This window comes from Roseibium sp. TrichSKD4 (assembly GCF_000148725.1).
GTDB lineage: Bacteria > Pseudomonadota > Alphaproteobacteria > Rhizobiales > Stappiaceae > Roseibium.
This window is the reverse complement of record NZ_GL476311.1, coordinates 270,442-285,484: the sequence shown is the minus strand read 5'-3', so window position 1 is coordinate 285,484 and position 15,043 is coordinate 270,442. Positions and strand designations below refer to the sequence as shown.

General features: G+C 54.3%; 10 protein-coding genes. 4 read left to right on the top strand and 6 right to left on the bottom strand.

Translation table 11 applies throughout. The annotated features are described in order from the left end of the window. Window positions 1-89: 89 nt before the first annotated feature. Window positions 90-1,334, bottom strand: a complete 1,245-nt coding sequence (locus tag TRICHSKD4_RS28055; RefSeq protein ID WP_009759035.1) for a tyrosine-type recombinase/integrase — start codon at window positions 1,332-1,334, stop codon at window positions 90-92. A gap of 403 nt (window positions 1,335-1,737) precedes the next feature. Here TRICHSKD4_RS28055 and TRICHSKD4_RS28050 point away from each other — a divergent pair, with 403 nt between their 5' ends. After that, a complete protein-coding gene (locus tag TRICHSKD4_RS28050; protein ID WP_050763382.1) occupies window positions 1,738-2,565 on the top strand; it encodes a hypothetical protein in 828 nt (275 codons plus the stop codon). Beyond that, a complete protein-coding gene (locus TRICHSKD4_RS09845) occupies window positions 2,562-4,043 on the top strand; it encodes a M48 family metalloprotease (RefSeq protein WP_009759032.1) in 1,482 nt (493 codons plus the stop codon). Before TRICHSKD4_RS28050 ends, TRICHSKD4_RS09845 begins: the two co-directional genes overlap by 4 nt. 75 nt (window positions 4,044-4,118) lie before the next feature. Here TRICHSKD4_RS09845 and TRICHSKD4_RS09840 read toward each other — a convergent pair whose 3' ends face one another. From TRICHSKD4_RS09840 to TRICHSKD4_RS09820, 5 genes are all read right to left on the bottom strand, one after another. Continuing rightward, complete coding sequence (locus TRICHSKD4_RS09840) at window positions 4,119-4,994, bottom strand: RNA polymerase factor sigma-32 (protein ID WP_009759031.1); 876 nt, start codon at window positions 4,992-4,994, stop codon at window positions 4,119-4,121. 161 nt (window positions 4,995-5,155) lie between these two features. After that, on the bottom strand, window positions 5,156-5,740 hold the full coding sequence (locus TRICHSKD4_RS09835; protein ID WP_009759030.1) for a CarD family transcriptional regulator: 585 nt from the start codon (window positions 5,738-5,740) through the stop codon (window positions 5,156-5,158). 433 nt (window positions 5,741-6,173) lie between these two features. After that, window positions 6,174-6,506, bottom strand: coding sequence for a ferredoxin FdxA (gene fdxA / locus TRICHSKD4_RS09830; protein ID WP_040616614.1), 333 nt, complete (start codon window positions 6,504-6,506; stop codon window positions 6,174-6,176). A gap of 211 nt (window positions 6,507-6,717) precedes the next feature. Further along, the gene (locus TRICHSKD4_RS09825) at window positions 6,718-7,095 is read right to left on the bottom strand and encodes an RNA-binding S4 domain-containing protein (RefSeq protein WP_009759026.1); all 378 of its coding nucleotides are present in this window, start codon (window positions 7,093-7,095) and stop codon (window positions 6,718-6,720) included. 29 nt (window positions 7,096-7,124) lie between these two features. Further along, complete coding sequence (locus tag TRICHSKD4_RS09820) at window positions 7,125-10,172, bottom strand: helicase-related protein (protein WP_050763380.1); 3,048 nt, start codon at window positions 10,170-10,172, stop codon at window positions 7,125-7,127. Window positions 10,173-10,754: 582 nt separating this feature from the next. Between TRICHSKD4_RS09820 and TRICHSKD4_RS28045 the strand changes: the two genes are divergently transcribed. Together TRICHSKD4_RS28045 and pyc are read left to right on the top strand one after the other, a co-directional pair. After that, complete coding sequence (locus TRICHSKD4_RS28045) at window positions 10,755-11,453, top strand: response regulator transcription factor (RefSeq protein ID WP_009759024.1); 699 nt, start codon at window positions 10,755-10,757, stop codon at window positions 11,451-11,453. A gap of 130 nt (window positions 11,454-11,583) precedes the next feature. Further along, on the top strand, window positions 11,584-15,033 hold the full coding sequence (gene pyc / locus TRICHSKD4_RS09810) for a pyruvate carboxylase (RefSeq protein WP_009759023.1): 3,450 nt from the start codon (window positions 11,584-11,586) through the stop codon (window positions 15,031-15,033). Window positions 15,034-15,043: the final 10 nt, after the last annotated feature.

Genomic DNA, 15,043 nt, shown 5'->3' with positions numbered 1-15,043 from the left:
TCTCACCTCAATAGCTTAGAATCGTAAGACCTGCGTCAGCCAAAGCAGAAGCTTTGCCTTTCATTTTTGTCTATCCGAGCAGCATTCATCTAGGATCCAACAATTATCTTGGACGAGACGTTACCGTGTTTATCGGATGGCTGGGTGCCAGAAACGGGCAACACCTTGTCTGATATAAAGGTTGAAACCCGCTGCATTTCTTTGGCCAGAAAGTCGCCCGACTGCCTCACATAAAGCGCCGTTACGTCGCCCCTCGCGACAGTGTGATTGAGGAGACGCTTCGTGGTGTATGGGTCAAGACCAGCTTCGACACAAGCCGTGGCAAAGGTCCGTCTGAGCATATGAGGCGAGACATGCGGGATCGTTTTCTCTTTGAGCGTCTCGACATGGCCATAGGCACTGTTTGCAGGAAAGACATAGGGCGACATGGGAAACAGCAACGTATGTGCCTCGCGCGCGTCTTCGAGGATTTCAGACAACTTCGAAGATAGAGGAAGGTCGAAAGCCCTCAGGCGACCACCCTTGGGACTCGGGCGATGAATGCTGGTCTCGCCAACCTCGTCCCAGCGAATGCTTGCCGCATCACTGCGGCGTAAACCTGAGTAAAGCAGAAACGGCCATAACGCCCGACGGATCGGGTTCTCCAACCTTTCAACGTCAGCCATCCACGCGGGCAGCGCTTCCCATTCTAGCCACTTGCGTTCGCCACGTTCGCGAAACTGATCGACAGCATTTGACGGGTTTGGCGGCAGGCCGTCTGATGTGCGGATTGCGTGATTGTAGATGGCGCGAAACAAGCGCAATGATTGATTAGCAGCAGTTGGACCACACTCACCCCATTTCTTGTGCCACGCACGAATGTCGGCTTTGGAGATGTCACCAAGAGGAGTGCTTGAGTGTTTTGAGAGACGCGTTCTCCAGTTCTGGCTGTAACCCTTCACCGTGCGAGGTGACCCACCCTTGCGTTCGAGCGCATCCAAGAAGGCTAGATAGGCCTCACTCAGGGTGATACCTCGTTGAAGCTCTTCTTTACGCTCCTGAATGACGTCCCGTCCTTGGCGAGCAGCAACCTTCAACGCGCCCGCCTCTGCTCTTGCATCCGATAGGCTCATCTCTGTGACGAGACCAATCATTTTCTTGCGTTGGCGAGTACCAACACGAAAATGCACGAAGTAGCGAGCAGGCCCAGTCGCATTCCGATAGACGCCGAAGCCCGGAATCTCGGTGTCGTACAAGGACGTTTGTTTCACTTTTCCCGTTGGAGCAGTAAGGTGTTTCGCGATGTTGGCATTGGTGAATTTGATGCGCCGTGGCGCTTCGTAAGGTGCAGTCATGGTTCCTCGTAGCAAATTCGTAGCAGCTTTCTGGAAGCTCTACGAAGCTACGTACGGCGCAATCTCAAAATAATACAATGAAAATAGACAGTTAGTCAGCGCATTCAAACGCCATCATGCTCAGGAAAAGTCACTTCCAGCAGTTAGGAATCTGATGCTCTATCCTGCTGAGCTACGGGGCCTCAGAAGTGCAATTAGCATGTTTTTGTACGATGGGCGAGCCTAAGCGTGCACCTGATTAAATACGCGAGCACTCACGGGTCAGGCACTCACAAACCACAACTCTCACCACTTGTGCTTATGCAAAAACGGATTACCGAATAGCTCAACACTTTGTTTCCTATTCGATATTGGTATTGTGAAAGGCCGTAATCTGAGCGATTGAATACCATGGGAGTTTCGTGTGACCCGGCCCGAAAAAAGGATTTGGCAACTCGCTTGTGTCCTCATCTGGGGCGAGGTGCTGACGGGCGGTTTCACCACGCATTCAGTTGCGGCAGATGAAATAGGCGCTTGTGTGACTTTGCAGATTGAAACTCCGCCGGAGTTGCTAAAGCCCAGCCTCCCGTGTTGCGAACGCTATCAAAATCAGCTGGGTCAAACCTATATTCTCACAGACATATTGATACCTGCCCTACATTTTGATCCGCAAACATCGGAAGACCACTCTTTGAACGTCCACGCCCTTCCAGCAGCATCAGCCAATCGCTGGGGCGAAATTCCGATCTGGGCACTGCAAGACCCCTCCCCACGATCTCCTGTTTTGGAACAAGTAAAACGGCTGGAAGAAGGGCGGGCAATCTTTGCTCCCAAACATGCCACTTCTGACTGCGCGCACCTGCTTTATAAGGCCGAAGCCAACGCGCGTTCAGCCAAACGCGGCCTTTGGAAGGAAACACACATATACTCATCCGCACAGCCAGACGTACTCATTGGAAAGGCTGGGCAATATGTAATTGCGCGCGGGCGTCTTCTCTCACTTGGAAAAACAGCGCGAACCCGTTATCTCAATTTCGGGCGTTCGTGGAAACACGACGTCACGGCCACAATTTCAACCAAACGCGACGTCATATTTTCCCAATATCTGGAAAAACAAGGACTGGACTGGCCAGACCTTGAAGGGCGGGTGGTTGAGGTTCGCGGCTATATTTCGAACGATGACGGCCCACACTTTGAATTGACCCACCCGGGCCAATTGGTTGTGCTGGACAAAAGGAATGCCAAACCGTGAGTGCGCTGGCCAAAAGTGGAGATAAAACCGCGCTTCGACGCCGATTGAAAATCGGAATTGCTGTCTTGCTTTGTGGTGCGTTGACGGCATGCCAGTTAATGGGCAATGGCCCCAATGTCGGAACTGTTGCGCCGGGCACACTGCGTCCAAACCTTGCTGCCGACATTGGAGCGCGCGAACATCCCCGTGTTGTGGCCACCTATGGTGGTGTTTACAAAGACCCTGGCGCCGAACGCGCTGTAGCCAGCGTCGTCGGCCGTCTTGTCGAAGCGTCTGAAGATCCGTCCCAGAGTTATCGGATCACCATCCTGAACTCGCCAGCCATCAATGCATTTGCCTTGCCCGGCGGGTATCTCTATGTCACCCGAGGGCTGCTGGCCCTTGCAAATGATACGTCCGAACTTGCCGCCGTCCTTGCCCATGAAATGGCGCATGTCACAGCCAATCACGCGATCAAACGCCAGCAACGGGCCGAAGCCCGGGAACTGGCGGACAAAATCCTGACCAATGTGGTGAGAGATGACGAGCAGGCCAGAGCTGCGATCGCCTCATCCGAATTGTCTTTTGCCCGCTTCTCGCAAGTTCAGGAACTGGAAGCTGACGAGATTGGTGTCAGAACGTTGGCAAAGGCAGGATTTGACCCATATGCCGCTGCCCGGTTTTTGAAATCCATGGCAACCTTTGCGGCCTATCAGCGTGCTCAAGATGCTTCTTCGAGTGCTCCAGACTTTCTATCCTCGCATCCTTCGACTCCCGAACGCCTCGCTATTGCAACCCAGTCTGCAAGAAAGATCGGCACACCGGGCGTGGGTGAACGGGACCGCAAACGGTACCTCACGTCCCTTGACGGCATGCTCTATGGAGATGATCCAGCAGAGGGCTTTATTCGCGGTCGTACGTTCCTGCACAAATCTCTCGGCATCGGCTACACGGTCCCAAGCGGGTACATTCTTGAAAACTCGCCAGAAGCCGTTCTGGCAAGCAACAGTGCTGGTACAGCCATTCGCTTTGACGGTGCAAACCTGAGCAAGTTCAAAAGTTTGCGCGACTACATGACCTCCGGCTGGATCAATGGTTTGCTCCCCCAAAGCATCCAGGAGACAACAGTCAACGGTTTGCCCGGCATTGTCGGGTCTGCCGCGACCCAAGGCTGGTCGTTTCGCATAGCGGTTCTTCGGATAGGAAAAACAGGTTATCGGTTCATTTTCGCCAGCCGCGCACCAAACGCTGCTTTTGAACAGCAGTTTCAAGAAACCATTCGCAGCTTCAGGCAGCTAAGCCCAACCGACAGAGCCCGGTTGCAGCCTCTCCGGATTAAGATTGTCACATCTAAACCCGGCGACACCCCGCGTAAGGTCGCGGTGAACATGCAAGGGGTTGAAGCTTCCCGACGTTTGAAGTTCTTCTCCGTCCTCAACGGACTAGATCCGAACAGGGCCATTCCACCGGGAACAGCGCTCAAAATCGTAACCGACTAAAAATAGAAAAGCTGGCAAGATAGCCAGCTTTCCGTACCCGCGTCATTTGATTGCAAAGCTCTGCAGAAGTATCCGTCAAACGGCTGCTGGCACAAGCGAACCAGATCGGTTTGCATCCATCAATGCCGTTTTGAGCTTCTCCATTGCGCGACTTTCGATCTGACGCACGCGCTCCTTGGAAATACCAAGCTTTTGCCCAAGGGACTCAAGTGTCGCCCCTTCTTCGGTCAACCGCCTCTCCCGAACGATTTTCAACTCCCGGTCGGTTAAAACCGTCATGGCCGAGGCCAACCATTTGCGGCGGCGCTCCGTGTCGATGCTTTCTGATACAATATCATCGGGCTGCGGAGCGTCAGACACGAGAAAGTCCTGCCGATCCGAGCTTGACCCTTCGGAATCTGTTACCGGAGCATTCAACGAGGTATCCGGCCCGGACAGACGTGCATTCATGGTCGCAACATCGGCTGGCTTGACACCAATGGCATCCGCAATTTTTTGGTGCAGTTCGCTGTCGGTCAAATTCTGTTGGTTTCCGGACAGCTTTGCGCGTAAGCGCCGAAGATTGAAGAACAGGGCCTTTTGGGAAGAAGACGTGCCGCCCCGAACAATCGACCAGTTCCGAAGAATATAGTCCTGGATCGACGCCCTGATCCACCAGGTGGCATAGGTCGAAAATCGTACTTCCCGCTCCGGCTCAAACCGGGCAGCAGCTTCAAGAAGACCAACATGGCCTTCTTGGATGAGGTCCCCGAGAGGCAAACCGAAATTCCGGAATTTTGAAGCAACGGATATGACGAGGCGTGTATGGGAGAGAGACAATTTCTCCAACGCCTTTTCATCGCGGTTGTCCCGCCATCTCACCGCGAGGTCATGCTCCTCTTCGCGGGTCAGGTAGGGCGCTTTCATTGCCTTACGCACCAGTTCACGGCGCTCTGTCGTCGAAGCAGACATCTGCCAATCTCCTGCATATTCGACAACTTTACGTAGGAACACGAAGACTGGATCAATTTGAGTAGGCCACTCCAAATTGAAGATGTTTTTCCATTTAAGCCACAAATGCAAAAAGGGCCCGGCAAACCGGACCCTTTTCAAATTGAGATCTACCTGTCTGATCAGGCAGCTTCTTCTTGACCGTCAGAACCAGTTGAATCAGCTTCTGCTGGTGCCTTCGGACGGTTTGGCGACTTTTCAAGCGTTTGTTCGATCTGCTTGGTCGCTTCCGTTTCCGAGCACTTGTTGACGGCCGCAATTTCACGCGCAAGCCGGTCAAGCGCAGCTTCGTAGAGCTGACGCTCGGAATAGGACTGTTCAGGCTGGCTGTCAGACCGATAGAGGTCACGAACAACCTCGGAGATGGAGATCAGATCGCCAGAATTGATCTTTGCTTCATATTCCTGAGCACGGCGGCTCCACATCGTGCGCTTGACACGCGGGCGGCCACGCACAGTCTCCAGAGCCTTCTTCACGGCATCCGGGTCACCGAGCTTACGCATTCCAACAGAAGCGATTTTTGCGACTGGGACGCGAAGAGTCATTTTGTCTTTTTCAAAGACGATGACCAGAAGTTCCAAGGAGTGACCTGCGACATTTTGCTCTTCAATGGCAGTAATTTGACCTACACCATGTGCCGGATAAACAATGTACTCACCTGTTTTAAAACCCTGACGCTGCGCGGTCTTTTTAGTCGTGCTTGCCATTCTAATGTCTTCTCCTGCGCAGAAACCGGCTTGGGCGGCCGGTGCGGACCGATCGTGTTCGGACCTGGTTATCGTTGCAACGCGCAAACCAAACAGGCGATCCCTGAAGCGGAACGCCTGTTGAAATCTGGCGCGTGTAGGTAGTCAGCCGTTAAAATCCACTCTAAAACCCTGAAAGTGACATAGGCGATTCAGCCGGGAGTATTTTTCTACCGTTGGATCAGCCATAGGTGCTGATGACCTCCATTCAGGGGACATGTCGTCAGTGAACGACTATCTCATGACAATAACACAGCTTTGTCAAAAATTAAAGCGTGATGCTATGGTGCAACACGCTTTGCTGCCATGCGAAATGCTAATGGCCTCCAGAATTTGACGAAATACGCTGCAAAACCCAAACATCCCGCAGCGTTTTCAATGACTTACTTCAGTGTCACGCCGGACCGTTCGGCGAGAAATACTTTTCGAGCTTGTCTTTTTTGCCGTCAAATTCCTTGGCTTCAGGCAACTCATCCTTTTTCTCGGTGATGTTCGGCCACTTTTCCGAGTATTCGGCGTTGAGCTCAATCCATTTTTCCAGACCCGGCTCAGTATCTGGTAAAATGGCCTCAGCGGGGCATTCCGGTTCACACACACCGCAGTCAATGCACTCATCCGGATTGATGACGAGCATATTCTCACCCTCGTAGAAGCAATCAACGGGGCAAACTTCTACACAGTCAGTGTACTTGCATTTGATGCAGTTGTCGGTGACGACGTATGTCATCGCGATCCTCAAGTTTACAAGCGGCAGCGCGGAATGACCGGCTCACCAATGGTCATAAGGAAACCTGGAAGACGCCCCTTGTGCGCCAACCTTTTCATTTGGGCGATTGAGGTATCGTGTTTGGGCAGCCCACGCAAGCTTTGCAAAAACCTTCCCGGCGGTCGGTGGCGAAAAACCGCACCCAATTGCGCCCACTTTGCAAAAAGCTATTTCAATCAGCCTTCCGAAAGGCATCCAGCTGGCGTCTTTCCCGTTTTGTCGGACGCCCTGCCCCCTGATCTCGGCGCGGAACCGAGGGGTTTATTTCGTTTGTTTTGGGAGCAGGTGGTGGAGACAAATCTTCGTATAGGGTTTGCGCTTCTGAAAATGGTCCGCGCCTCGATCCCAGTTGCTTGACCTTCAAAACCAGAACACGCCGCTCCAGTGCGATGGTCAACACATCCCCGACACGAACCGTCTTGCTGGCAGAGGAGATCTTGTCCTTGTTCAATCGGACATGACCGCCGGTCGCCAGCTTTTGGGCAGGTGAGCGGGATTTGGTGACTCTGGCGTACCAGAGCCACTTGTCGATACGCAGGCCAGCAGACACCGGCCCGGCCTCAACCTTTTCAGACGCTATCAGGACTTGTCCTTGGAGTTCATGTTTTCTTTCAGCGCCATCAGCGCCGCGAACGGAGAATCCGGATCAATCGGCTTGTCTTTGGCAGGCGCCTTGTCACGCCGTGGTCCACCACCAGCGCCACCCTTACCCTTGTGAGGTTTACCGCCGGGACCGCCCTTGCCGCCATGGGCGCGCTTGTCACCGCGGCCAGCACCTTTGCGGTTATCGCCACGACGATTGTCCTGACCCCGATTACGCGGTCGGCGATCGGAACGACCCGGACGCCAGATCTGGATTTCAACGGTTTCCATTTCCCCTTCAGCAAGCTCAGCAGCAGATTCAGTTTCGCTGGCACCACCTTCTGCTGCCGGAGCCTCATTATCAGCCGCAACGCTTGCTTCGGGGGCCGGATCTTCTGCTGCCTCAGACGGAGCCACATCATCTGCTGACCCGTCTGCATTTGCCTCTGGCTCGGAGCCAGCCACCTGTTCAGCAGGTGCATCAGTTTTTTCGCCAGATGCATCCGCAGGCGCTGCAGCGCTCTCCGTGGCAGGCGCCTCAGCAGAGTCACTCGCCTTTTTCACAACCGGACGCTGAACTTCCTTCGTCTCAAAGCGATAGCCGAGAGACGTCAAAACCTCAGCAAAGTCTTCACCCGCGCACCCAAGCAGAGACGTCATGGCAACAGTGACAGTGAACCCGCCACCTTGTTCAATCGCACCTTCCGGCGGAGCCACCTCTTTGTCCAGCGGCTTCCAGGAAATCAATGGACGAATAAGATCAGCCAATCGCTCCAGAATATCGACACGAACGGCACGACCACCACACACCCGGAAACCGACAACCTTGTAAAGGGCCGGCGAAATGGACGTGTCTACCGGAATGGATGTTCGGCCCGAAGCACTGAGCTGCGGCAGCTCGGCAAGGCCGTTCATATCCAGGGAATCGTTCTTCAACGCCCAAAGTTGAGCCAAAAGCTGACTTGGCGCTGGCTTCAAGAGGCTCGGCACAAAGATTGTGTAGGCCCCAAAGCGCACACCATACTTCCGCAATGACGCCCGCATGTCCTGATCCAGCTGGCGAATGTCTTCAGCGGCATCCTGACGCTCAAGAATGCCAAGTCCTTCAACGATCTGAAACGCAACACCGCGGGCCAAACCATCAAGACCTTCCCCTGCCTTCAGATCGACCAAAGGCTTGAGCAGCAATTCAATTTGGGCTTTCACCCAGAGGTCAATCCGCTCCTGAACCTTCTCTCGCGCCGGACCCGAGAGGTTTTCATCCGCCAGAAGCAAGGCAGAAGGGGCAAGTACATCGTCGCTTGCAACCAGTTTTGCGACAGCCTCACCGCGCCAACGGATGCTGCCGTCTGCAGTCAGAATGAAGTCTGGATTCTCGGACCGGGATAACTTATCCGCACGGCTTTCTATTTCAGTTGCCAGAGCTATTTGGGCAGCAGCGCGCACCGTTTTTGCATCCGGACCATCCGCCCCTGCATCTGGGGCAAACCGGAAGCCAAGCAGGTTCCCGATGTGCTGTCCTTCAACGAGCACATCACCGCTCGATGTAATTTCCGCTTCCAGCATTGCGTTCTCTCTCAAGCGTCTCATCAATACACTGGTTCGCCGGTCGACGAACCTTTGGGTCAGGCGGTCATGCAAGGCGTCCGACAGCCGGTCTTCTATGCCGCGAGTGACCCCTTGCCAATGGTCTGGGTCGGCAAGCCAATCTTGCCGGTTTGCAACAAACGTCCATGTGCGGACATGAGCGATGCGATTTGCAAGCGTGTCGATATCACCATCTACACGATCTGCGAAGGCCAATTGCCGCGTAAACCAGTCCTCATCAATATTTCCATCCTGAATCAGATGACTGAAAATCGAACAAAGCAGGTCACCATGGTTGGCAGGAGCGATCTTGCGATAATCTGGGACCTGACAAACGTCCCACAAAAGCTCGACCTCCCTGCGCCCTCGCGCCATGTCAACAATATCTGCTTGTCGCGTCAAATGTTCCAATGCAGATACATCATCACTTATAGGCGCCCGTGCAAGTCCATCTTCACGCGGAGCACTGTCCAATGTGCGTTTCAGGGCGGAAATTGATGAAAAATCCAGCGCGCTGTTGCGCCATTGCAGCACTTTAAGCCCGTTAAACTGGTGACTTTCAATCCGTTCCACCAGTTCATCATCCGGTGGATCCACCCGGCCGGTAACACCAAAAGTGCCGTCGCGGGTATGGCGACCAGCCCGGCCGGCAATCTGCCCCATCTCTGCAGGCGTCAACTGACGGTACTGATAACCGTCATATTTGCGTGTACCGGCAAAGGCGATGTGATCGACATCAAGGTTCAACCCCATCCCGATTGCGTCCGTCGCAACAAGGTGGTCAACATCGCCATTTTGGAAGAGTTCGACCTGCGCGTTTCTCGTACGCGGGCTCAGCGATCCAAGAACGACTGCCGCCCCACCGCGTTGGCGGCGAATAAGCTCGGCGATGCCGTAAACCTCATCTGATGAGAACGCGACAATGGCAGAACGCGCCGGAAGACGGGAAACCTTCTTTGAGCCAGCATAGGTCAAAACAGACATGCGCGGACGCGTCACCACATTCAAACCGGGGATCAGCTTTTCAAGAAGCGGGCGCACGGTCATCGACCCGAGCAGCAGCGTTTCCGATTGACCCCGAAGGTTCAGAACCCGGTCTGTGAAAACATGGCCACGATCCAGATTTCCGGCCAGCTGCACTTCATCGATCGCGACAAAGCCGGTCTGAAGGTCCAGCGGCATGGCCTCGACCGTCGACACCCAATAGCGCGGCGCTTTGGGGATCACCTTCTCTTCGCCAGTGATCAGCGCAACGGCGTCAACTCCGGCTCGGTCCACCACCTTGGCATAGACCTCGCGGGCCAGCAAACGCAGGGGCAGGCCAATCAGACCAGACTTTTGCGCCAACATACGCTCGATCGCGAGGTGGGTTTTTCCCGTGTTGGTCGGCCCGAGAACGGCAGTCACTGTCCGCGATCTGGCCGCGGGAGGAAGTTGCATTGGATGGGGACGGGACATGCTCAGATAAATGGAATGATTTCGAAGCGACCGGATCGCTCTGGTTATCGACAGCGGGTGTCTAGCACACACAGGCCGCCCTGTCCTGCGAAGATTTCTTTCACAGCAGCTGCCGACATGCGACCGATTCGCTGCAAGTAGAACGAGTCTGGAACAAACACTGACCGAATCGCTGACTTTAGGTGATTCACCCTTCGTTCCCTACGAGGTGTAGTAACTCATGCATTGAGGGGCTCAAAATCTTGAATCTTATGAATCGTTTACCGCTCTCCTTGCGGAATCCGACAAAAGACGAGTCAAGCAAATCATTTACTAAACCTCTGGTTGACAATAAAGTTATAAAAGTTACTCGCTGGACGGACCGTGAACAGATACTGCACGAATCGCTGATTCAGCAGTGTTGTTGATCTGTTCTGGCCAGATATCGAGTTTTAACCGCCCTATGACCCCATATGCAGGCACCTTGACCTGGGTAAGAGATATCCCTTTACCGCCCGAATTAAGCTACTGACCCAAAATGGATCAACATATGACGCCTCCCGGTTGTCCTCTCTCCAAGCACGTTAACGGCGAATCCGACAAATGATGGATAGTCGCACACTGTCTGTTCTGGAGATTTGCGAAGCTGTTTTAAATTGCCCGGACGTCCCCTCGCTGGAAGCGCAATTGACCAATTTGTCGGCCACCATCGGGTTTTCCGCACTGAAGGCTTTGCATGTTCGGCGAGAAAACTCGAAAACGTCCTACCGGTTCGTTTCGGCCCACCGCGATGCAGGCTGGCAACTTCAGGTCGGTCGCAGTAGCCCAATATTCAGTGATGAACTGATCGAGAATGCTGCTCGCCAGAAAACCGCGTTCACAAAACATGACTGCGCTGCGGGAAGGACAAATAATCCGACTGATGATCAGACCTCAGCTTCCACGGTTTTTGTACCAACCTTCGACAGATGCGGATTGTCTGGCCTGATCGCGTTCATCGGCATTCCTTCGGATCTTTCCGGAGTCATTATAAATCTCCTTCACCTCGCTGGACTGTATACAAGCTCCCGCTTTGCGGCATTGCTCTTTGAGGAAGCCACAAACCCAACCGACTTAACACCAAGAGAAGTTGAGTGCCTCAAATGGAGCTCAAACGGGCTGACCAGTTCAGAAATTGCAGAAAAACTCGGTATCTCTCGTCACACTGCCGATTGGTATTTAAAAGAAGCAACTCAAAAACTTGGCGCTCAAAATCGTACTCATGCAGTCATGATCGCTTACCGAAAAGGTTTGATCATATAATAAGCCAAGACAGCTTCATGGTTGCGCGTGAAACTATTCGCCTCTCTTCGGCTTGCCTCTTTCCTTCTACAGAATTGCCAAGTAGAACACCCCTCACAACCTGATTTCTCAGCATGATCTTTTGGGGGGTATGCATTTGGCAATTCGTAAAATTCTCGTCGCAAACCGGTCGGAAATTGCAATTCGCGTGTTTCGCGCGGCAAACGAACTGGGTCTGAAAACAGTCGCAATCTTTGCAGAACAGGACAAACTGGCCCTGCATCGCTTCAAGGCTGACGAAGCTTATCAGGTCGGCAAGGGGCTAGGCCCGATTGAAGCCTACCTGTCCATTGACGAGATCATCCGGGTCGCCAAACTCTCCGGTGCAGATGCCATTCACCCTGGCTACGGCCTATTGTCCGAAAGCCCGGAATTTGTGGATGCGTGTGAGGCTGCGGGCATCACTTTCATTGGTCCGAAATCAGAAACCATGCGCCGCCTTGGCAACAAGGTTGCCGCACGCAATTTGGCAATTGAAGCCGGTGTCCCGGTGATGCCAGCTACCGAACCGCTGCCGGATGACATTGACGAAATCAAGCGTCTTGCCCTTGAGATCGGTTATCCGGTCATGCTCAAGGCGTCCTGGGGCGGGGGCGGGCGCGGAATGCGCGTTTTGCCCGATGAAGCCACTTTGGAAAAGGAAGTCATTGCCGCAAAACGCGAGGCCAAGGCCGCTTTTGGCAAGGACGAAATTTATCTCGAAAAGCTGGTTCAGCGCGCGCGTCACGTTGAGGTGCAAATTCTGGGCGACGGACAGGGCGGCCTCGTTCACCTGTTTGAACGCGACTGTTCCATTCAGCGTCGTCACCAAAAAGTGGTAGAGCGTGCTCCGGCCCCTTATCTGGGTGAAGCCAAGCGAACCGAACTCTGCCAATACGGTCTGCAGATCGGTAAAGCGGTGAATTATCGCGGTGCCGGCACCATCGAGTTCCTAATGGATGCCGATACAGGCTCGATCTATTTCATCGAAGTGAACCCGCGCGTGCAGGTGGAACACACGGTGACCGAAGAGGTCACCGGCATCGACATCGTTAAGGCACAAATCCAGATTTCCGGCGGCGCAACCATTGGGTCAGAAGCAAGCGGCGTCCCGGTTCAGGACAAGATCCGCCTCAACGGCCATGCCCTTCAATGCCGGATCACGACCGAAGACCCAGAGCAAAACTTCATTCCCGACTATGGCCGCATCACAGCCTATCGCGGAGCCACCGGTTTCGGCATCCGTCTTGATGGGGGAACGGCGTATTCAGGTGCGGTGATCACACGCTTTTATGATCCACTCCTAGAAAAAGTCACGGCCTGGGCGCCAAGCGCAGAAGAAGCCTGCAAACGCATGGACCGTGCGCTACGCGAGTTCCGAATTCGCGGTGTGGCAACCAATCTGGTATTTTTGGAAAACATCATCGATCACCCCGATTTCCGGGCCAACAACTATACAACACGCTTTATCGACGACACTCCGGCTCTGTTTGAGCAAACCCGCCGTCAGGACCGGGCGACAAAACTGCTGACCTACATCGCAGACGTCTCAGTAAACGGCCACCCGGAAACCCGCGACCGGATACGACCACCCAAAGATGCGCCATCTCCTCAGGTTCCTGATTTCGGCGACGAGAAAGCGGCGGGAACGCGCCAGTTGCTGGACCAATTGGGCGCCAAGGGCTTTGCCAACTGGATGAAGGAGCAGCCGCAGGTCCTCGTCACAGATACGACCATGCGCGATGGGCACCAATCGTTGCTGGCAACGCGCATGCGCAGCTACGACATCGTGCGCATCGCAGATGCCTATGCCACGGGTCTGCCAACCCTGTTCTCTCTTGAATGCTGGGGCGGGGCGACCTTTGATGTGGCCATGCGCTTCCTCACCGAGTGCCCTTGGGAACGCTTGCGTCAAGTACGCGAACGGGCACCCAACATCCTCCTGCAAATGCTGCTGCGAGGTTCCAACGGCGTAGGCTATACCAACTACCCAGACAATGTGGTGAGGTTCTTCGTCGAACAGGCCGCGTCAAATGGTGTGGATCTCTTCCGGGTCTTCGACTGTCTGAACTGGGTCGAAAACATGCGCGTGTCCATGGATGCGGTGAATGAATCCGGCAAGCTTTGCGAAGGGGTGCTCTGCTACACCGGCGATATGCTGGACAGCGCCCGTCCGAAATATGATCTGAAATATTATGTCGCTCTAGCCAAAGAACTGGAAGCTGCTGGCGCGCACATCCTCGGCATCAAGGACATGGCCGGGCTTCTGAAGCCGGAAGCAGCCAAGGTTTTGATTTCCACCTTGAAGCAGGAAACCGACCTGCCGATCCATTTCCACACCCATAACACGTCGGGCATTGCCGCCTCCACTATTTTGGCAGCTGTAGACACCGGTGTTGATGCAGTGGATGCAGCAATGGACGCCCTTTCCGGCCTGACATCACAGCCCTGCCTTGGGTCAATTGTCGAGGCTTTGAGGGGCAGCAAGCGGGACACAGGACTGGACGGCAAAACCATCCGGGAAATTTCCTTCTATTGGGAAGCGGTCCGCACCAAATATCGTGCCTTTGAAAGCGACCTTCGCTTTGGTGCATCTGAGGTTTACCTGCACGAGATGCCGGGCGGACAGTTCACGAACCTCAAAGAACAGGCTCGGTCGCTGGGGCTTGAAACCCGGTGGCACGAAGTCGCACAAGCCTATGCCGATGCGAACATGATGTTCGGCGACATCGTCAAGGTAACGCCATCCTCCAAGGTTGTTGGTGACATGGCCCTGATGATGGTCTCGCAAGGGCTGACTGTTGCTGACGTGGAAGACCCGAGCAAGGATGTCGCCTTTCCGGACAGCGTTGTGAAGATGCTGCATGGAGATCTTGGTCAGTCTCCGGGCGGTTGGCCCAAAGCCCTTCAGGACAAAGTGCTGAAAACGGCCGAACCAATCACCGTTCGCCCTGGGTCCTTGCTTGAAGATGCTGATCTGGAAGCAGAGCGTGCAGAGGCGGCCAAACTCTGCGACCGCGAGATCGCCGATGCAGACCTCGCCTCATATCTGATGTATCCGAAGGTCTTCACCGACTTTGACAAGGCCCAACAGCATTACGGCCCAACATCTGTCTTGCCGACCCCGGTCTATTTCTACGGATTGGAAGTAGGCGACGAGATTATGGTCGATCTGGAAGCTGGAAAGACGCTGGTCATTCGCTGTCAGGCCATGGGTGAAACCGACGAAAAGGGCGAGAAAAAGGTCTTTTTCGAATTGAACGGCCAGCCGCGGATCATCAAGGTTCCGGACCGTGCGCACGGCGCTGCAGGCGCTAACACCTTGCGCAAGGCAGAAGATGGAAACGACGCCCATGTTGGTGCGCCAATGCCCGGCGTTATCTCAACCGTGGCCGTTCAGGCCGGGCAGGACGTGAAATCAGGCGATGTGCTGGTCTCCATTGAAGCCATGAAAATGGAAACCGCTCTTCACGCTGACCGGGACGGCAAGGTCAAAGAAGTTCTGGTCACTCCGGGCTCCCAAATTGATGCCAAGGACCTTCTGGTAGTGTTCGAAAGCTAAAAACGATAAG